Source organism: Pseudoduganella lutea, assembly GCF_004209755.1.
Classification (GTDB): domain Bacteria; phylum Pseudomonadota; class Gammaproteobacteria; order Burkholderiales; family Burkholderiaceae_D; genus Rugamonas; species Rugamonas lutea.
Genome location: NZ_CP035913.1, coordinates 3,043,684 through 3,063,265, shown reverse-complemented (window position 1 = coordinate 3,063,265; position 19,582 = coordinate 3,043,684). Strand labels below are relative to the sequence as shown.

The following is a 19,582-nucleotide window of genomic DNA, read 5'->3' as shown; positions in this document are numbered from 1 at the left end:
CAGAGCTATGGAAATATGCTTACTTAATTACACTGAATGTGAAACAATATTTCATGGATTCATCGTTAAGAAATTTTATAACGAATATCTTGCGTATTTCTTATAAAATTTCATCCACTCTTGCGTGATATCAAGTTGATCAGATCATCCGGGACGCTCAAGGTAATAAATAAGGAACACAACATGGACATCGCACTGGACGAGCTGGACCGCCGGATTCTCACCGTGCTGCAGGAAGACGCGGCCATCACCAATGCCGAACTGGCGCAGCAGGTGCATGTGTCCGCCCCCACGTGCCTGCGGCGCGTCAAGGCCTTGCGTGATGCCGGCGTTATCGAGCGGCAGGTGGCGATCGTGGCGCCGGACAAGGTAGGAGCACGGCTTACCGCCATCGTCGAGATCACCCTCGACGTGCAGGCGGCGGACAGGATGGCGCAATTCGAATCGCTGGTGGCCCAGGAAGGTACCGTATTGCAGTGCTACCGCGTTTCGCCGGGGCCGGACTTCGTGCTGGTGGTGCTGGTCGAGGACATGCCGGCTTACCACGCACTGGCGCACCGCCTGTTCACGAGCCATGCGAATGTGCGCAACGTGAAGGCGTATTTCTCCACGTTCCGCAGCAAGTTCGAGACGCGCATCGCCGTCTGAATTGTCGGGTTATCCACACCAATCCACAGGCTATGCACTGGCTTTACGTGTAGTTATCCCAACAGTTTTCCACCGACAAAAGCCGGCTTATCTCCAGCTTATCCGTGCCTTATACCGGATTGGCCACATGCTTTTCCACAAAGTTGCCCACAGCAGCACGATGGTGAAGGACAGCGGCCAGCCGCAGCGCAAGAAGATGCCTGTATACCGCGCACGGCGGATGAGCATTTGGCCATGCGCCAATTCGCCCTGTGTGTAAATGGGGTAGTTATTCACTGGCGCTTCGTCGGTTGCCGCAGGCAGCCGCACACCCCGCCGCAGGTGAATAGCACGGCAAACGGGAAGCAAACCGCCACACTGCCGAAAAGGCAGGCGAAGCGGGAACGAAACATGCCGCGGCACTGACTATCAACATGTTGTACCGCCGCTTTTCCACAAAGTTATCCAACGCAATATCGCCGCCGAAAAGTGGCATTTTTACGCCATACAGGGCTATGCACGGCTTATCCCGGCGTTCTGCACGCGCTTTCCCACAACGTTATCCCCAATCGGCCATCGGTACTGCATTGCAGGACGATTCCAGCCCATGCCTGGCATTACGCACCGGCTGCCCACCGGTTATGCCGGGGCTTGTGCACACGCTTGTCCACAGCAGGCCTTTCGGACGCTGGGTAGAATGGCGCATGAATTACCTGGCCCACGTGTACCTGGCCCGGCACGACGACGCGGCGATGGTCGGCGCGATGCTGGGCGACTTCGTCAAGGCGAACGATATCGCCGGCTATCCGGCCGTTATCGCGCGCGACATCCTGCTTCACCGCCATGTCGACAGCTATACGGACAGCCATCCGGCCGTGCTGGCATCGAAGGAATTGTTTGGCGAAGGGCGGCGCCGTTACGCCGGCATCGTGCTGGATGTGTTCTACGACCACGAATTGAGCCGCCACTGGCAGCGCTGGTGCGACGAGCCGCGCGAAGCCCTGATTGCCCGCTTCTACCGCGCGCTGGCGGCGCACGAGCCGATGCTGCCGCCGCGGCTGCGCGAGATGCTGCCCTACCTGGTACGCCAGGACTGGCTGGGGGGCTATGCGACGTTCGAGGGGGTGGAAGAGACGATCGCGCGGGTATCGCGCCGCCTGAGCCGCAACGGGGAGTTGCTGCGCGATGGCGTGCAGGACCTGGTGCGGCACCGCGACGCCATCGCCGAAGGGTTCGAGCGCTTCTTCCCCGACCTGGTGCGGTTCGCGGAAGAGCGCAGGGCGCAGCTGCTTACTTCTTCGTCTTGACGGGGCGCTGCCAGCCGTCGATCGTCAGCTGCTTCGGACGCGAAATCGTCAGCTTGCCGGCCGGTGCGTTTTTCGTCAGCGTGGTGCCGGCGCCGATCGTGGCGCCCGCGCCCACCGTCACCGGTGCCACCAGCTGGCTGTCGCTGCCGATGAACGCGTCATCCTCGATCGTGGTGCGGAACTTGTTGGCGCCATCGTAGTTGCAGGTGATGACACCGGCGCCGATGTTCACGCGCGAGCCCACGTCCGTATCGCCCACGTAGGCCAGGTGGTTGGCCTTGCTGTGCGCGGCCACCTGGCTGTTCTTGATCTCGACGAAGTTGCCCACGTGGACATCCTCGCCCAGCGTGGTGCCCGGGCGCAGCCGCGCATAAGGGCCGATGACCGATTTCGGGCCGACGGTGGCTTCCTCGATGTGGCAGAACGGCTTGATCTGCGCGCCCGCTTCGATCGCCGCGTTGACGATCACGCTGTGGGCGCCGACCGTCACGCCATCGGCCAGCGTGACCTTGCCTTCGAAGACGCAACCGACGTCGATCGTCACGTCGCGGCCGCACACCAGTTCACCGCGGATGTCGATGCGGGCCGGGTCCATCACCGTCACGCCCCGTTCCAGCAGCGCCTGGGCCAGGTTGTTCTGGTGGATGCGTTCGAGCTGCGCCAGTTGCACCTTGCTGTTCACGCCCAGCACTTCCCATTCGGCCGCGGGGTGCGCGGACACCACATCCACGCCGTCGGCCACGGCGCGGGCCACGATGTCCGTCAGGTAGTACTCGCCTTGCGCGTTCTTGTTTTCCAGCGACGCGAGCCATTTCTTCAGGTGGCCGGTGGGGATGCACATGATGCCGGAGTTGATTTCCTTGATCGCGCGTTCTTCCGCCGTTGCATCCTTTTCTTCGACGATGCGCACGATGCGGTCGTTCTCGCGAACGATGCGGCCCAGGCCGAACGGATCGTCCTGCACCACGGTGAGGATGCCCAGCTTGTCCTGGCCCGCCGCGTCGACGAGGCGCTGCAGCGAGGCGGCACTGGTCAGTGGCACGTCGCCATACAGCACCAGCGTGGGTGCCGATTCGTCCAGCACGGGCAGCGCCTGCATCACGGCGTGGCCGGTGCCCAGTTGCGGTTCCTGCAGCGCCGCGGAGATTTCCACGCCGCCGCGCGCCTTCTGCGCTTCGAGAGCGGACAGCACCGTGGCGCCTCCATGCCCGTAAATCACACATAATTTGGCCGGAGCAAGGGTGCGCGCCGTATCGATCACGTGCGACAACAATGCCTTGCCTGCCAGCGGATGCAGCACTTTGGGCAAGACGGATTGCATGCGTTTGCCCATGCCGGCAGCGAGGATGACAACGTTCATAAGGCGAATTCGTCTAGTTAATAATATGCAAAAGTTTAACATGCAGACATCATCTTTCCGTACCTGGTTCCTGGTTGCCTTGCTGGCGCTGGTCACGGCATGCAGCTCATTGAAGCTGGCCTATAACAATGGCGACACGCTGCTGTACTGGTGGCTGGACAACTATGTCGACTTCGACGACGAACAGAGCGGCGAGGTCAAGAAGGATATCGACAAGCTGTTCCGCTGGCACCGCAAGACCCAGTTGCAGGATTACGTCCACGTGCTGCAGCGCGCGCAGCAGCAGCTGCGCGGCAATCCCACGCCGGCCGACCTGCGCGCCGATTACGACGATATCCGTGCCCGCACCCAGGCGCTGCTGCTGAAAGCGGCACCGGACATCGCCGATATCGCGCTGTCGCTGAAGCCCGAGCAGCTCACGCAGATGGAAAAGAAGTTCGCCAAGAATAACGACAAGTTCCGCCGCGAGAACATGAAGGGCGACCGCGAGGACCAGAACGAATTCCGCTACAAGAAATCGATGGAGCAGTTCGACCTGTGGTTCGGCGGTTTTTCGCGCGAACAGAAAGAGATCATCCGCAAGGCATCGGATGCGCGGCCACTCGATAACGCGATCTGGCTCGATGAACGGATGCGCCGCCAGCGCAACGTACTGGCATTGGCGCGGCGGATCATGCAGGAAAAGCCAAGCCGCGAGCAGGCCACGGCGCAGATCCAGGCCCTGATCCGGGAAAGCTTTGCCCGTCTCGATAATTCCGAGCGCAAGGCATTCTACGAAGCGAACACCAATGCCTCGATCGGCCTGGTGCACACCGTGATCGGCATCGCCACGCCGGAACAGAAGGCCCACGCGCACAAGCGCATGCAGGGCTGGATCAACGACTTCAATACGCTGGCGGCGGAAACGAAATAAGCCGTCCTGTCCATCCCGGCGACTTACTCGATGGCCCGCTTGGCCATCGCACCTTGCCGCAAGCGTTGGCATCGGAGATGGTAGGCTTGCCTTTTCATCTTATCGGACCCGCCATGAACGCCAACGCCTTGTCACCTGCCATTGCCGGCGCCCCCGATCACCCGTCGACCGATGCTGGCCGCATGTGGATGGGGATCGCGCAGCGCCTGCAGGCGTTGGCGCAAGCCGGCCTTGCCTACGACCCGCACGTGTTCGACGCCGAGCGCTATCAGGAAGTGCTGGCGCTGAGCCAGCAGATGCTGAGCCACCTGACCGGCCAGCCGGTGCCGCAGTTGCAGGATGCGGTCGCGCTCGAGCGTGGCTACCCAACGCCGAAGGTCGACATCCGCGCCGTGCTGTTCGACGGCACCGACAAGGTGCTGATGGCGCGTGAAAAGCACGATGGCGGGCGCTGGTCGCTGCCGGGCGGCTGGGCGGACGTCGGCTGCACGCCGTTTGAAGTGGCGGTGAAGGAAGTGCGCGAGGAAACGGGGCTGGACACCGAAGCGGTGCGGCTGCTGGCGCTGTGGGACAAGCGCGTCCACCCGCATCCACCGCAAGCATGGTACGTGTACAAGGCATTCGTGCTGTGCCGCCCGACCGGCGGCGCGCTGCTGGCGGACACGGCCGAGACGTCCGAAGTGCGATGGGTGTCGCGCCACGAGCTAGCCACGCTGGATCTCTCCACCGACCGCGTCACGCTGTCGCAGCTGGAAACCTTGTTCGGCTTCGCGGACAACCCCGATCTCCCCACACTGTGCGATTAAAGACGCAATCGAGATGTCAACTGTTACCAAAATTCGGGGACAGTCCCCGTTTTTTGGCAACATTTAACACTTAGCCTACTGTGAGAGTAGCCACGTATTCTTAGATCGCTTGAGAGACAGGTGATTGGTTAACAATCCGTTGTATTACAACACTGCCACTTATTAAACGTTGGGTAAACGGAACACAAACTGTTGCTTAAATTTGGGGACTGTCCCCGAATTTGAGCAACATTTCCTGGAAACAGGGGTCCGTCCCGGGTTTTGGCGGCGTGATATAGTGCCCGCCTCATTTCCGCGCCACATCGCCATGCAAAAGAAAAAGCCCGCCGCCAAAGTTCCCGTTCACGGTCCGCAGCACGCCAAGCAGGTGCGCATCATTGGCGGGGACTGGAAGCGCACGCCGTTGCCGGTACTCGAGGCGCTGGGGTTGCGGCCCACGCCGGACCGGGTGCGCGAGACGGTGTTCAACTGGCTCAACCACCTGAAGGGCGACTGGGGCAACGTGCGTGTGTTGGACCTGTTCGCCGGCAGCGGGGCGCTGGGCTTCGAGGCGGCCAGCCGCGGGGCACAGCAGGTGACGATGGTGGACGCGAACGCGGCCATCGTGCGCCAGTTGCAGGCGATCCAGGAAAAGCTGAACGCCACCAATGTCGTCGTGCAGCGTGCCGATGCGCTGGCGCTGGCGCAATCGCTGGCGCAGCGGGGGCAGCGCTTCGACGTGATCTTCCTCGACCCGCCGTACCAGGAGGATTTCCTGTCCCGCGCGTTGCCGCTGTGCGACAAGCTCGTGGCCGATGGCGGGCTGGTCTATGCCGAATCCGGCTTGCCCCTGGTGTCCGAGGACGGCGATGCTCCGGATTGGCTGGAACACTGGGAAGTGGTGCGCCAGGACAAGGCCGGCATGGTCCACTTCCACCTGTTGCAGCGCCGGGCCGGGTAAGTCCACGGCGGCCGCGGCGGCCCCCGGCGGTGAAGGCCGCCCGCGTTTCAGGCATAATGCGCGTCTGATTCGTGCAAAAAACGAGGAACGCAATGGTTGTAGCCGTTTATCCCGGGACGTTCGATCCGCTGACCCGTGGTCACGAAGACCTGGTGCGCCGTGCATCGGGCCTGTTCGACACGCTCGTGGTCGGCGTGGCCGACAGCAAGAACAAGCACCCGTTCTTTACCGTCGAAGAGCGCCTGGAAATCGCCAACGAAGTGCTGGGCCATTACCCGAATGTGAAGGTCGAGAGCTTTTCCGGCCTGCTGAAGGATTTCGTGCGCCAGCACGATGCCCGCGTGATCGTGCGCGGCCTGCGCGCGGTGTCCGACTTCGAATACGAATTCCAGATGGCGGGCATGAACCGCTACCTGCTGCCCGATGTCGAGACGCTGTTCCTCACGCCATCGGACCAGTATCAATTCATCTCGGGCACCATCGTGCGCGAGATTGCCCAGCTGGGCGGCGACGTGTCGAAGTTCGTGTTCCCGTCCGTCGACCGCTGGCTGCGCAAGAAAATCGCGGCGAACGAGGCCGCATAGAGGTTTTATCATGGCTTTGATGATCACTGACGACTGCATCAATTGCGACGTTTGCGAGCCCGAGTGCCCGAACGAAGCGATCTACATGGGTCCGGAAATTTACGAAATCGATCCCGACAAGTGCACCGAATGCGTGGGCCACTTTTCGGAACCGCAGTGCCAGCAGGTGTGCCCGGTGGCGTGCATTCCCTTCAACCCGGAATGGCGCGAGTCGGAAGACCAGCTGCGCGCGAAATACGAGCGCCTGGAAGCGGCCAAGGCCGCCTGAACGGCCGGGGTTCACGTCACCTGTAACAAAAAAGCATGATCGTGCGTGAGCCGGGCGGGGCGGTGGTATAGTGCTTCGGCACTTCCCCATACCCATTCGGAGACACCATGAATCGTTCCCGCAGATTAGTCATCCACGGCACCTGCGCGCTGCTGCTTGCCGCCGCATTGCCCGCGCTGTCGTTCGCCGCCACCGAAGTGGCCGGCGTGAAGTTCGACGATACGGCCACCGTCCAGGGCCAGGCATTGAAGCTCAATGGCGCCGGCCTGCGCACGAAGGTCATCTTCAAGGTGTATGCGCTGGGCCTGTACCTGCCGGAAAAGAAAACGTCGGTGCCCGACATCCTGGCCGCGCAGGGTGCGCGCCGCATCCAGATCGTCAGCCTGCGCGACCTGACGTCGCAAGACTTCGGCGATGCCTTCATGAAGGGCCTGAACGCGAACACAGACGCCGCCGAACGCGCGCGCCTGCTGTCGCAGACCAAGACGTTCGGTGAAATGTTCGCTGCCATCCCCGGCCTGAAGAAGGGCGACGTATTGCTGGTGGACTGGGTTCCCGGCACCGGCACCGTGTGCACGCTCAATGGCAGGAAGATCGGCGAAACAGTGCCGGACCTGGCGTTCTACAACGCGATCCTTCGCATCTGGATCGGTAACGATCCTGCCGACAAGGATCTGAAAACGAAACTGCTGGGTGGATGAGGCTTGAACGGGTGCTGTAAAACAAAAACCCGGGACTGTCCCGGGTTTTCAGCAATATTCTTGAAATAGGGTTTGCCCTGTTTCGACGACAACATTTCCCGAAAAATGGGGTACGTCCCCATTTTTCCGGCAACATTATGCTCGCGATGCCAGCGCCTGCAATTCCGCCGCCTCGCTGGGCGACGCTTTCCCCGAGTTCATCATGCGCTTGAGCATGGCGGTATCGCGCATCTGGCGGCGTTGCAGGCGTTGTTCCTTCGTCAGTTTCGGTTTCACCACCAGCACGGCAGCCAGCGCCAGGCCGCGCAGCATCGGCTTGAACAGCACCAGGAACCCCACGACCAGCGCGCAGGCCAGCAGCACTTGCAGCGCGTCACTTACACTCAGCGGCAAGAATTGGGTTGCGGAAACGAAATTGAACATATTTTTCTCGGTTTACGTATAGAATCTACCGTAACTATAGTGCAGCGCAACATATCATTCCAATTTCGTTTCCCAATATAAATCATCACTCTTCTGAATGACTGAATCATGAGCTTCCTGACACTCGATTTGAACCTGCTGCGTGTTTTCGATGCCGTGATGACGGAGCAAAACCTTACCCGCGCCGCCGGCCACCTGGCGATGACGCAACCGGCCGTTTCGAACGCCATCAAGCGCCTGCGCGAAAGCCTGGGAGACGAACTGCTGATCCGCACGGCCTATGGCGTGAAGCCGACACCCCGTGCGGAGGCGCTGTGGCCATCGGTGCGCAGTGCGCTCGCCTCGCTGGAAGCGGCGGTGGCGCCGGGCTCGTTCGACGTGTCGAAAGCCCATGCGACGTTCCGCCTGGCGATGGCCGATGCGACCGCCGCCTTCTTCCTGCCTTCGCTGATGCGCTCGATCGAGGCGGAGGCACCCGGCATCAACGTGCGCATGGTGCCGCTGACGACCCGCGAACCACGGCCGATGCTGCTGCGTGGCGACATCGACCTGGCGGTCGGTTTCTTCCCGGGCGTGGCGGCGCAGCTGTCCTATGAAACGGCATCGCCGATCCGCCACGAGCGGCTGTATTCGGGCATCTATGTGTGCGTAATGCGGCGTAACCACCCGCTGGCGAAAGAAGAGCTGACGCTGGACAACTATTGCGAGGCGAACCACTTGCTGGTGAGTTTCTCCGGCCGGGCGCATGGCCTGGTCGACGAAGCGCTGGCCCAGCTGCAGCGCGAGCGCCGCATCCTGCTGACGGTGAACCAGTTCTTCACGGCGGGTCGCGTGGTGGCGAACTCGGACCTGATCACCGTGCTGCCGAAGCACCTGATCGCCTCGACCGGCATGACCGACGCGCTGGTGTACAAGGAATTGCCGTTTACCTTGCCCGCCGTCCACCTGGACATGCTGTGGCACGAACGCGATGCCCGCAGCCCCGCCCACAAATGGCTGCGCGCGCAACTGGAAAGCATGCAGCAGGTGGCACAGCGCCTTGCGCCGGGCACGCTGCCCAAAGCCGATACGCACTGATCTTTCCTCAAAACAGGGGTACGTCCCCTGTTTCCAGGCAACGTCGGTGCCCCGCCGCCGATCACCCTGCCGATTTGTAGCCGATCCGGAACCCGCCCCAGTGCTTGCCATGCACATAGATCGGGGCGGACAGGTCATGCATCACTTCTCCCGTGTCACGCTTGTACGTCTGCAGCAGGAACGGCCGCGTATTGCTGCCGCAGCGCTTGCCGGTGCGGTCCGTGAAAATCCGTTTGGTCCGGTTGTTGACGATGTCGACATCGTAATCGCCCGTCAGCGGCTGCGAATATTTCTTGTTGTGTGTCGGGAAATAGCCGCCATCGTCGACGGCGCCGGCATATGCCAGCTGCGGCATGGCCGCCAGCAGGCCTTCCTGCAGCGGTGGCAGCACGCGGTCCGTGAAGGCATCAAAACGCGTGGTGTACTTGGGTGGGTTGGTGCCGGGGATCGGCTGGTAGCGGCGGTCGAACAGGGCTTCGCGCGTGATCTGGCCACCGGCGATCGCCGCCTCGAACAGGCGGCCCACTTCGCTGGCGGCATGCTGGGCGGCGGCGCGCACGGCGTCGTGCGACGTGGGGACGTCCGCGTCCGCCAGTGCGCCGGCGATGATTTCGGCGCGGTCTGCCAGCGCCAGCGCGGACGCGGCCACCCGCGGCAGGTCGCGATCGGTGGACAGCATGCTGTCGCGGATCCGCGCGATCGCATCGGCGATCACTTGCGCCGTGGCCACCTGTTCGCGCGAGGCGCGGGCGATTGCATCGATTTCCTGTTCCGCGGTACCGGACGATTGCTCGATATTGGCCAGCAGGCCGTGCACGGTGCGCACATTGCTGGCGGCACGGGTGACGGCATCGGCCAGCGATGTCATGCCGCTGCTGGCTTTTTCCGCCTCGTCGTTGATTTCGCGGACCATCTGGCTGATCTCGTCGGTGGCGCTTTTCGTGCGCTGGGCCAGCTGGCGCACCTCGCCGGCCACGACGGCAAAGCCGCGGCCCTGTTCGCCGGCACGCGCCGCTTCGATCGCGGCGTTCAGCGCCAGCAGGTTCGTGCGCGACGAGATTTCGGAAATCGCGTCCGTGAATCCGGCAATGCGGCTGGCCTTGCCGCGCAGCGCGACCATCGTATCCGCCGCTGTCCGCGCCGCCGTGCTGGCGCCGGCAATGCGCGACAGGCCGTCGTCCGCCTCCGCGCGGCCGGCCTGTGTTTCTTCGCGCACGCGGTGCGCCACCAGGGCGGCCCGTTCCGCGTTGGCGGCGATCTGCCCGGTGGTCGTGGTGTTCTGCTGGGTGGCGGTGGCGATGCTGCCGGACGTTTCCACGTCGTCGCCGATTTTCTTCTTGATGGAATCGACGAAATACGACGTTTCGGCAGCGCCGATCATGATGGCGTCGATCTCGTTGCCGACCGTGGCGGCGAAGCGGCGCGGACCGTCATCGCCGCTTCGCCCGGTGAAGCGTGCCAGCAAGGGAACGAGGGCGGCGATCAGCGAAGCCAGCAGGGCGGGCCACAGGGCCGCGTTACCGAATGCGAGCCATGCCGGCAGCGTTCCCGCCGCCACGGCGCCCGCCGTCCATGCCGCCTGTCGTAGTGCTGTACGCTGCATTCCGTCTCCTCCGGCACAGTGCCGGAAGACGGACCGTGCTCATTTGATGGGCAACTTGCTGGTGTTCTTGACTTCTTCCATTACCGCATAAGTATGGGTTTCACGCACACCTTTTTGCAACAATGTTTTCCCAAGGAATTCCCGATAGGCTGCCATGTCCTTCACGCGCGCCTTCACCAGGTAATCGAAGCCGCCGGCCACCATATGGCACTCGAGCACCTCGGGAATCAGTTGTACACTATGCTTGAACGCATCGAAGACTTCCGGGGTCGTGCGGTCCAGCACCACTTCGATGAAGACCAGCAGGGAAACGTCCAGCAATTGCGGATTCAGCTGGGCGGTGTAGCCCAGGATATAGCCTGAATCGTGCAGCTTGCGCACCCGCTCCAGGCATGCCGCGGGCGACAGGTTGACCCGTGCCGCCAGCTCCACGTTGCTGATGCGGCCATCGCTTTGCAGCTCCATCAGGATTTTTTTACTGATCTTGTCCAGCATCGGGCATCTCCACCTTAAATTTTATTTGGTTAAATTCTCTCACCAAAAATGTTGTATGGCTAGCCCCCAGCATTACCAGAATTAATCCAGAAGAATCCCGCATACAATCGAATCATTGGCAACAGCCACCCAGCCCGGCCCCAGCGCCGCCCGAACACGCTCCGCAGACCTCGTTTGCCGGGCGTGTTTTGCTAGGTCGGCCGCTTAACAATTTTCGATAGAGATGCTTCCATGAATGCCCCAGTTCCTTTCAGCGCCCTGCAGGCGGAAATCCTGCGCGATCCATCTCCGTTACGGGCGGCGATCACCGCCGCGTACCGGCGCGACGAACGCACTGCCGTGCACTGGCTGCTGGCGCACATCCGCGACCGCGGCGCCGACGTGACCCGGGAGGCGCAGGCACTGGCACGCCGCCTGGTGACGGCGGTGCGCGAAAAACGCACCCGTGCCTCGGGCGTGGATGCGCTGATGCACCAGTTCTCGCTGTCGTCCGACGAGGGCGTGGCGCTGATGTGCCTGGCCGAAGCGCTACTGCGCATTCCCGACCAGGCCACGGCCGACCGCCTGATCGCCGACAAGATCAGCAAGGGCGACTGGCGGCGCCACCTGGGCGAATCGCCGTCGCTGTTCGTCAACGCGGCCACGTGGGGCTTGCTGGTCACGGGCAAGCTGGTCAGTTCTTCCAGCGAGGAAAAGCTGGGCTCGGCGATCACCAAGCTGATCGCCAAGGGCGGCGAACCGCTGATCCGCAAGGGCGTGGACCTGGCGATGCGCATGCTGGGCAACCAGTTCGTGACGGGCCAGACGATCGACGAGGCGATCCGCAATGGCCGCGACAACGAAGCGCGCGGCTACCGCTACTCCTACGACATGCTGGGCGAAGCGGCATTGACGGAAGAGGACGCCGCGAAATACTACGCCAGCTATGAAACGGCGATCCATGCGATCGGCCGCGCGTCGGCCGGCCGCGGCATCCGCAACGGCCCGGGCATTTCCGTCAAGCTGTCGGCGCTGCATCCACGCTACAGCCGCGCGCAGCGCGACCGCGTGATGGCGGAACTGCTGCCGCGCCTGCGCGCCCTGGTGCTCCTCGCCAAGGGCTATGACATCGGCCTGAACATCGATGCGGAAGAAGCCGACCGGCTGGAGCTGTCCCTGGACCTGATGGAAGCACTGGCGCACGATCCGGCACTGACCGGCTTTGCCGGCATCGGCTTCGTCGTGCAGGCGTACCAGAAGCGCTGCCCGTTCGTCATCGACTACCTGGCCGACCTGGCGCGCCGCAGCGGCCGCCAGTTCATGGTGCGGCTCGTGAAAGGCGCCTACTGGGATGCCGAAGTCAAGCGCGCCCAGGTGGACGGCATGCCGGGTTATCCGGTCTATACGCGCAAGGTGTACACCGACGTGTCCTACCTGGCCTGCGCGCAGCGGCTGCTCGTCGCCAGCGACGTGCTCTATCCGCAGTTCGCCACGCACAATGCGCAAACGCTGTCGACGATCTACACGTGGGCGAAGCGGGACGGCATCGAAAACTACGAATTCCAGTGCCTGCATGGCATGGGCGAAACGCTGTACGACCAGGTGGTGGGCAAGGACAAGCTGGACAAGGCCTGCCGCATCTATGCGCCCGTGGGTACGCATGAAACCCTGCTGGCCTACCTGGTGCGCCGGCTGCTGGAAAACGGCGCCAACTCGTCGTTCGTCAGCCAGATCGTCGATGAAAGCATTCCCGTCGATGCGCTGATCCAGGATCCACTCGACATCGCGCGCCAGCAGGGCGGGGCGCCGCATCCTGCCATTCCGCTGCCGCAAGACCTGTTCGGCGGCGAGCGCAGGAACTCGGCGGGGATCGACCTGTCGAACGAGGACGTGCTGCGCGACGTGGCGCATGCGCTGGTGCAGCCGCGCACGTGGACGGCGGCCCCCTTGCTGGCCGTGCCCGCGGCAGCCGAACAGCCCGCCCAGCCGCTGATCAATCCGGCGCTGCGGCACGACGTGGTCGGCCACGTCACGGAAGCCACCGCCAGCGACGTGGAGCGGGCGCTGGCCAGCGCCAGCAGCGCGGCGATGGACTGGCAGACAGTGGAACCCTCGGTGCGTGCTGACGCGCTGATGCGCGCGGCCGACCTGTACGAAGCCCACCAGCTCGAACTGATGGCGCTGGCGATCCGCGAGGCGGGCAAGTCGCTGCCCAATGCCATTGCCGAAGTGCGCGAGGCCGTCGATTTCCTGCGCTATTACGCCCAGCAGGTGCGCCAGGCCCCCAATGCGCTGGCGCTGGGGCCGGTCACGTGCATCAGCCCGTGGAATTTTCCATTGGCCATCTTCACGGGGCAGGTGGCCGCGGCACTGGCGGCGGGCAACGTGGTGCTGGCCAAGCCGGCCGAGCAGACGCCGTTGATCGCCCAGCGTGCCGTCGAGCTGCTGCACGAGGGTGGGATTCCCCGAGCGGCATTGCAATTCCTGCCGGGCCGCGGCGACGTCGTTGGCGCCGGCCTGTGCAACGATCCGCGCGTCAAGGGCGTGATTTTTACCGGGTCGACCGAAGTGGCGCAGCTGATCAACCGCGTGCTGGCCAAGCGTGCCGCGGCGGAACGCTGCGACATCCCATTGATTGCCGAAACCGGTGGGCAGAATGCGATGATCGTCGATTCGTCGTCGCTGCCGGAACAGGTGGTGCAGGACGCGATCTCGTCCGCTTTCGACAGTGCCGGCCAGCGCTGTTCAGCACTGCGCGTGCTGTTCCTGCAGGACGATATCGCCGACAGGACGATCGCGATGCTGAAGGGTGCGATGGGCGAGCTCAACATCGGCAGCCCGGACCGGCTGGTGACCGATATCGGCCCCGTCATCGATGCCGAGGCCCAGCAGAACCTGATGGCGCACATCGAGCGCACGAAGCGCACGTGCGTTGCGCATTTCTCGCTCGGCCTGCCGGGCGACGCGGCCGGCACGTTCGTGCCACCGACGGTGCTGGAAATCCGTTCCCTCGCTGAACTGACCAGGGAAGTGTTCGGCCCGGTCATGCACGTGATCCGCTATGCCCGTGCCGACCTGCCGAAGGTGGTGGACCAGATCAACGCCAGCGGTTTCGGCCTGACGCTGGGCGTGCATTCGCGGATCGATGAAACGGTGGATTACATCACGTCGCGTGCCCACGTCGGCAACATGTATGTGAACCGCAACATCGTCGGCGCCGTCGTCGGCGTGCAACCGTTCGGCGGCGAAGGGAAATCGGGCACGGGGCCGAAGGCCGGCGGGCCGCTTTACCTGAAGCGGCTGCAGCGGGCCGCGGCACCGGTCGAGACCCATGCGCGGCAATCAACGCCCGGCGTGGATGCCCTCGTAGTCTGGGCGAAAGGCAAGGGCAAGGACAAGCTGGCGGCCCTGGTGGAACAATATGTGCGATCGACACCATTGGGCACGGAACTCGTATTGCCGGGTCCGACCGGCGAACGCAACACGCTGCGCTATGTAGCGCGGGGAACGGTGGCCTGCTTTGCCGAAACGCAGGATGCACTGCTGAACCAGCTGGCCGCGGTGCTGGCAACGGGCAACCGCGCCGCGATCGTGGCCCATGCCACGTCGCTGGTGCCCACCGACTTGCCGGCCGCCGTGCAAGACCGGCTGGAAGTCGTGGGCGACATGGCCGCCCTGAAGGAAGGCTTCCAGATCGCGCTGGTGGAGTCCATGCTGACGTCCCAGGTGCGGGTGCCACTGGCCGAACGCGATGGCGCGCTGGTCAGCGTCATCGACACCACGGCGGAAGCGCCGATCCCATTGTGGCGGCTGATTGCCGAGCGAGCCCTGTGCGTCAACACGACGGCCGCCGGTGGCAACGCCAGCCTGATGACGCTGGGGGCATAGATCGGCTCCCGGGCTAACCGATGATGCCGGCCCGTGGCAGGTCCGGCTTGCAGGTCGGTCGTACACGCAATAAAAATGGCGCTTTTGGCGCCATTTTTTTGTCCTGCACGTTCATTGCGACCCCGGAATAGCTCCAGGAAGCGTTTTAAGGGCCCTTGGCGGGACTTTCAAGGCCCAGCTCTCGCCGGGCACGGTGCAGCAGGCAGAAACGCCACCAGGGGCGCCTGGAAGCCTGTCACGCTTGCCGGCAAAACCGCTCGATGATGCCGAATGCGTAACGCGAGGCCACGGTTTTCACGAAATGCATGAAATCCGTGGCGGCACTTTCGTTGGCATTGTCCGAGATCGTCCGGATCACCGCGAAGGGAATGCCCAGCTCGAAACACACCTGCGCCACCGCAGCCCCTTCCATCTCCACAGCCAGCAAGCCCGGCAAGGCGCTTTTCAGGGCCGCCAGGCGCACGCCGTCGTGGATGAACTGATCCCCACTACCGATGAGCCCGCGATGCAGCGTGGCACCGTTCTCGCCTTCCAGGAAGGTGGTGGCGGCGTGGGCGAGCCGGGAACCGAGTTCCAGGTCGCTGGGCAGATGCGACAGGCCCGTCAGTGGCACTTCGAAACGGGGGAACAGCGGCGAGGCATCCATGTCGTGCTGAACCAGCGATTCGGCGATGACCACGTCGCCCACTTGCACAGCGCGGTCGGCACTGCCGGCAACACCAGTAAAAACGATGTGGGTAACTCCGAACTTTTCCACAAGCGTTACCGCAGTCATGGCAGCAGCCACTTTGCCGATCCGCGACAGCACGGCCACGGTGTCCATGTTCCACAGCTTTCCCGCTGTGTAGTCGCGCATGCCATGGGTGTGCCGTACGGCATCGGTCATGGCGTGGATCAAGCCTTCCTGCTCTTCCGCCAGGGCGGAAATGATGCCAAGGCGTGTTTTTTTCTCTGTCAGCATGTATTTCCAGGATACTGGACAGCGGATTTGCCGCTGCTTTTTGCCGTTGGTTTACAAGAATAAAAATAAATATAAAGCTGGTAGTAGATAGTAAACCGGGAAGCGGCTGTGGATAAAGCTGTTAACATCCACAAAATCAGCGGTTTACGCCATCCCAAACCAGTGGAACAAGGATTGTATCCGAGCCGCACGAGTTCTGAACAAAAATTCCCCTCACGTGACCTTTCCTAGTTTACGCACATCGGATCCTGTGGATATGCAGCACCTTATCCACAGAATCATCAAAAAATTCCCTTTTCGCCAGAAAAAGCGTCTTCAGTGAAGCAGCTTTGGGGTCATCGACGACTGCCAGACCGTCTGGCCAGGTCGACGATCGAACGCTGCATGGCAAGCACAAATACAAATCGCGCTCAGGTCAGCCAGTTCACCGTTCTCTTGCCTGGCCGCGTTGTCGTTTTTTTTTGCTGACGGTTTTTTTAAAGCCGGGCCAGATTCGCGAAGCGGTCGTCAGGTTTACAACAATAAGTCTGTATACAAGCTAGTAATGGTTGTTAACAGATCAGGCTTTCTGTGGATAAGTAAAGTGTTATCAACACAATCAACGGTTTACGGGCTGCACAACCACACGCGTAAACCTTGTATGGCCGAGGAACGATTTTTGGACAAAAATGGGAGACCACACACCAACGCGGTTTACGCACAAACGATACCTGTGGATATCCCAATGCTTATCCACAGGTGATTGAGGAGACATCATGGCGCTGCAGTCGCTGTTCCCCCATCCCATCATCCAGGGCCCGATGGCCGGCGGTTGCACGACGCCGGCGCTCGTGGCCGCCGTATCGAATGCCGGCGCACTGGGTTCGCTGGCTTGTTCGCTGTTATCCCCAGATGCCATCCGCCGCCAGGTGGCCGAGATCCGCCAGCTGACGGCGCGGCCTTTCATGCTCAATTTCTTTGTGCAGGACCAGCCAAAGCCGAGCGGGGAAGAAGTAGCGCGGGCCGTCGAGCTGCTGAAACCGGTCTGGTCATCGCTGGGCTGGTCCGAGCTGGCCCTGCCTTTCAAATGGTGCGAAGACTTTTCCGCCCAGTTCGCAGTGCTGCTGGAACTGAAACCCGCCGTGGCCAGTTTTACGTTCGACATCCTGTCTGCGCAGCAAGTGCGCCAGTTGCACGATGCGGGCATCGTCGTGATCGGCACCGCCACGCGGGTCGATGAAGCCATCGCCTGGCAAGAGGCAGGCGCGGACGCGGTCATTGCCTCCGGCACCGAGGCGGGCGGACATCGCGGCACCTTCATCGGCGACCAGCGCGACGCCACGCTCGACGCCATCGCCTTGTTGCAGGCCACGGTTGCCGAGGTAACGATTCCCGTGATCTCGGCCGGCAATATCATGACGGGGGCGGACGTGCGCGAACGCCTGGCCCTGGGCGCAGCCGCCGTCCAGATGGGAACGGCGTTCCTCGTGACGGACGAATCAGGCATTCATCCGGCCTACAAACACCGCTTGCAAATCGCCGGCTCGTCGCCGACCCGGCTGACCCGCGCGTTTTCCGGCCGCTATGCGCGCGGCCTCGTCAACCGCTTCATGGAGCAGATGGCCACGGTCGAGGATCAGGTGCCGCCTTACCCGATCCAGAATGCATTGACCGGGCCGATCCGGTTCGAAGCGGGCAAGCGGGGCGATACCGAATTGATGTCGCTGTGGTGCGGCACCGGGGTCAGGCGGATACGCCGGATGGGTGCAGCGAAGCTGGTGGAAACCCTGGTAACGGAAATGGGCGAAAAATAATTTTTTTACAATTTCCCATCGTCCGGAGAAAGACTGGTGCAGTGCACCATATTGTGCTGTTCAGCGTGATGAATATCTGATAAATAGCTGACGTAGCAGTATTGATGAGGCATGCAACATGCAATTGACCGAATTTAGTATTGTTGCGCAAAGCACAAATCTACTTCGGTCCAGTAGCAATTCAACAAAAGTTTATGGTAGTTATACGGTATTGTTTGGCAAATTTGTTCTGGGTATGATCGACGAAAATTTTAGCAGTCTGTAAAGAATCCTCAGGGAGACGCGATGTCAAACTTCATCTTGGAAACAAGGAATTTGACCAAGGAATTCAAGGGTTTTACTGCTGTCAACGACGTGAATCTGCGCGTCCAGCGCGGCCATATTCACGCATTGATCGGCCCGAACGGTGCCGGCAAGACGACCTGCTTCAATTTGCTGACGAAGTTCCTGGTGCCGACGTCCGGTCAGATCTTCTTCAACGGCAAGGACATCACCGCGGCCAAGCCGGCCGGTATCGCCCGGATGGGCGTCATTCGCTCTTTCCAGATTTCCGCCGTGTTTCCCCACCTGACGGTGCTGCAGAACGTGCGCATCGGCTTGCAGCGCCAGTTGGGCACCACATTCCACTTCTGGCGCAGCGAACGTTCGCTCGACCAGCTGAATGCCCGCGCAATGGACCTGCTCGCCGAGGTCGATCTCGTGCAGTTCGCGGACACGATCACGGCGGACATGCCCTATGGCCGCAAGCGCGCGCTGGAGATCGCCACCACACTGGCGATGGAACCGGAATTGATGCTGCTCGACGAACCCACGCAGGGCATGGGGCATGAAGACGTCCACCGTGTTACCGAGCTGATCAAGAAAGTGTCCAGCGGTCGCACGATCCTCATGGTGGAACACAATATGAGCGTGGTGTCCGGCATCTGCGACCGTATCTCCGTGCTGCAGCGTGGCGCGATGCTGGCCGAAGGCAGTTATGCCGAAGTCTCGAAGGATCCCCAGGTGATGGAGGCGTACATGGGCACCGAAGCAACCGAACTGGTGGGAGCGCACTGATGAACGCCCCGGCCACCTCGAATGTCCACATGCCGGCCAGCCAGCCGGCGCGCACGGCGCTGGAAATCGCCGACCTGCAAGCCTGGTATGGCGAATCGCACATCCTGCACAACGTGAACATCACCGTGCAGCAGGGCGAAGTCGTCACGCTGCTGGGCCGCAACGGCGCCGGGCGCACGACAACGCTGCGCGCGATCATGGGCCTGACGGGTACCCGCAAGGGCTCGATCCGCATCAATGGCAAGGAAGCGATCACGCTGCCGACGCACCGGATCGCCCACCTTGGCGTGGGGTATTGCCCGGAAGAGCGGGGCATTTTCGCGTCGCTGTCGACCGAGGAAAACCTGTTGCTGCCGCCGGCGCTCAAGACCGAAGAAAAGGGCATGTCGATCGAGGAAATCTACGACATGTTCCCGAACCTGAAGGAGCGCCGCAACAGCCAGGGCACGCGGCTTTCCGGTGGCGAGCAGCAGATGCTGGCCGTGGCCCGCATCCTGCGCACCGGCGCGCGCCTGCTGCTGCTCGATGAAATTTCCGAAGGGCTGGCGCCCGTCATCGTCCAGGGCCTGGCGCGCATGATCCGCATGCTGAAAGCCAAGGGCTACACGATCGTCATGGTGGAGCAGAATTTCCGCTTCGCGGCACCGCTGGCCGACCGCTTCTACGTGATGGAACACGGCCAGATCGTTGAAACCTTCGCTGCAACCGAATTGAACGCCAAGATGCCGGTGCTGACCGAGCTCCTCGGCGTGTAGCAATAGCAAAGCAGGCAGGGAAGACCGCCGCCGCGCTCGCGGCGGC

18 protein-coding genes are annotated in these 19,582 nt (G+C 62.2%); 13 read left to right on the top strand and 5 right to left on the bottom strand.

Annotated elements, in window-relative coordinates; translation table 11 throughout:
- Positions 1-183 precede the first annotated feature (183 nt).
- Both EWM63_RS12905 and EWM63_RS12900 read left to right on the top strand, forming a co-directional pair.
- Complete coding sequence (locus EWM63_RS12905; RefSeq protein WP_130186888.1) at positions 184-648, top strand: Lrp/AsnC family transcriptional regulator; 465 nt, start codon at positions 184-186, stop codon at positions 646-648.
- Between the two features lie 683 nt (positions 649-1,331).
- Positions 1,332-1,934 (top strand): acyl carrier protein phosphodiesterase, encoded by a 603-nt coding sequence (locus EWM63_RS12900; RefSeq protein WP_130186887.1) that lies wholly within the window; start codon positions 1,332-1,334, stop codon positions 1,932-1,934.
- Here EWM63_RS12900 and glmU read toward each other — a convergent pair.
- On the bottom strand, positions 1,918-3,294 hold the full coding sequence (glmU, locus tag EWM63_RS12895; protein WP_130186886.1) for a bifunctional UDP-N-acetylglucosamine diphosphorylase/glucosamine-1-phosphate N-acetyltransferase GlmU: 1,377 nt from the start codon (positions 3,292-3,294) through the stop codon (positions 1,918-1,920). The genes EWM63_RS12900 and glmU overlap by 17 nt on opposite strands.
- Before the next feature lie 40 nt (positions 3,295-3,334).
- Here glmU and EWM63_RS12890 point away from each other — a divergent pair, with 40 nt between their 5' ends.
- From EWM63_RS12890 to EWM63_RS12865, 6 genes are all read left to right on the top strand, one after another.
- Positions 3,335-4,207, top strand: a complete 873-nt coding sequence (locus EWM63_RS12890; RefSeq protein ID WP_130186885.1) for a DUF6279 family lipoprotein — start codon at positions 3,335-3,337, stop codon at positions 4,205-4,207.
- 113 nt (positions 4,208-4,320) lie between these two features.
- Positions 4,321-5,013 carry an NUDIX hydrolase gene (locus tag EWM63_RS12885; protein ID WP_207221279.1) on the top strand — a complete coding sequence of 231 codons (693 nt, stop codon included), beginning with the start codon at positions 4,321-4,323 and terminating at the stop codon, positions 5,011-5,013.
- Positions 5,014-5,320: 307 nt separating this feature from the next.
- The gene (gene rsmD, locus EWM63_RS12880; protein WP_130186884.1) at positions 5,321-5,953 is read left to right on the top strand and encodes a 16S rRNA (guanine(966)-N(2))-methyltransferase RsmD; all 633 of its coding nucleotides are present in this window, start codon (positions 5,321-5,323) and stop codon (positions 5,951-5,953) included.
- 92 nt (positions 5,954-6,045) lie between these two features.
- Positions 6,046-6,537 (top strand): pantetheine-phosphate adenylyltransferase, encoded by a 492-nt coding sequence (gene coaD / locus EWM63_RS12875; protein WP_130186883.1) that lies wholly within the window; start codon positions 6,046-6,048, stop codon positions 6,535-6,537.
- Between the two features lie 10 nt (positions 6,538-6,547).
- Positions 6,548-6,805 (top strand): YfhL family 4Fe-4S dicluster ferredoxin, encoded by a 258-nt coding sequence (locus EWM63_RS12870; protein WP_130186882.1) that lies wholly within the window; start codon positions 6,548-6,550, stop codon positions 6,803-6,805.
- A 107-nt stretch (positions 6,806-6,912) separates the two neighbouring features.
- Positions 6,913-7,506: a chalcone isomerase family protein gene (locus tag EWM63_RS12865; RefSeq protein WP_130186881.1), complete on the top strand. Its 594-nt coding sequence runs from the start codon at positions 6,913-6,915 to the stop codon at positions 7,504-7,506.
- Positions 7,507-7,641: 135 nt separating this feature from the next.
- On the opposite strand, the gene EWM63_RS12860 is transcribed toward EWM63_RS12865, so the two are convergent.
- Positions 7,642-7,929, bottom strand: coding sequence for a hypothetical protein (locus EWM63_RS12860; RefSeq protein ID WP_130186880.1), 288 nt, complete (start codon positions 7,927-7,929; stop codon positions 7,642-7,644).
- A 108-nt stretch (positions 7,930-8,037) separates the two neighbouring features.
- Here EWM63_RS12860 and EWM63_RS12855 point away from each other — a divergent pair, with 108 nt between their 5' ends.
- A complete protein-coding gene (locus tag EWM63_RS12855) occupies positions 8,038-9,006 on the top strand; it encodes a LysR family transcriptional regulator (protein WP_130186879.1) in 969 nt (322 codons plus the stop codon).
- A gap of 61 nt (positions 9,007-9,067) precedes the next feature.
- Here EWM63_RS12855 and EWM63_RS12850 read toward each other — a convergent pair whose 3' ends face one another.
- Positions 9,068-10,609, bottom strand: coding sequence for a methyl-accepting chemotaxis protein (locus tag EWM63_RS12850; protein ID WP_130186878.1), 1,542 nt, complete (start codon positions 10,607-10,609; stop codon positions 9,068-9,070).
- A gap of 39 nt (positions 10,610-10,648) precedes the next feature.
- The gene (locus EWM63_RS12845; RefSeq protein ID WP_130186877.1) at positions 10,649-11,104 is read right to left on the bottom strand and encodes an Lrp/AsnC ligand binding domain-containing protein; all 456 of its coding nucleotides are present in this window, start codon (positions 11,102-11,104) and stop codon (positions 10,649-10,651) included.
- Positions 11,105-11,335: 231 nt separating this feature from the next.
- On the opposite strand from EWM63_RS12845, the gene putA reads away from it, so the two are divergent.
- Entirely contained in the window at positions 11,336-14,971 is a 3,636-nt protein-coding gene (gene putA, locus EWM63_RS12840; protein ID WP_130186876.1) for a trifunctional transcriptional regulator/proline dehydrogenase/L-glutamate gamma-semialdehyde dehydrogenase, read from the top strand.
- A 235-nt stretch (positions 14,972-15,206) separates the two neighbouring features.
- Here the strand turns inward: putA and EWM63_RS12835 are convergent, their stop codons facing one another.
- A complete protein-coding gene (locus EWM63_RS12835; RefSeq protein ID WP_130186875.1) occupies positions 15,207-15,932 on the bottom strand; it encodes a 5'-methylthioadenosine/adenosylhomocysteine nucleosidase in 726 nt (241 codons plus the stop codon).
- 755 nt (positions 15,933-16,687) lie between these two features.
- On the opposite strand from EWM63_RS12835, the gene EWM63_RS12830 reads away from it, so the two are divergent.
- From EWM63_RS12830 to EWM63_RS12820, 3 genes are all read left to right on the top strand, one after another.
- Positions 16,688-17,725 carry an NAD(P)H-dependent flavin oxidoreductase gene (locus EWM63_RS12830; protein WP_130186874.1) on the top strand — a complete coding sequence of 346 codons (1,038 nt, stop codon included), beginning with the start codon at positions 16,688-16,690 and terminating at the stop codon, positions 17,723-17,725.
- A 285-nt stretch (positions 17,726-18,010) separates the two neighbouring features.
- A complete protein-coding gene (locus EWM63_RS12825) occupies positions 18,011-18,781 on the top strand; it encodes an ABC transporter ATP-binding protein (RefSeq protein ID WP_130186873.1) in 771 nt (256 codons plus the stop codon).
- Complete coding sequence (locus tag EWM63_RS12820) at positions 18,781-19,536, top strand: ABC transporter ATP-binding protein (RefSeq protein ID WP_229487877.1); 756 nt, start codon at positions 18,781-18,783, stop codon at positions 19,534-19,536. The genes EWM63_RS12825 and EWM63_RS12820 overlap by 1 nt, the downstream gene beginning before the upstream one ends.
- Positions 19,537-19,582 lie beyond the last annotated feature (46 nt).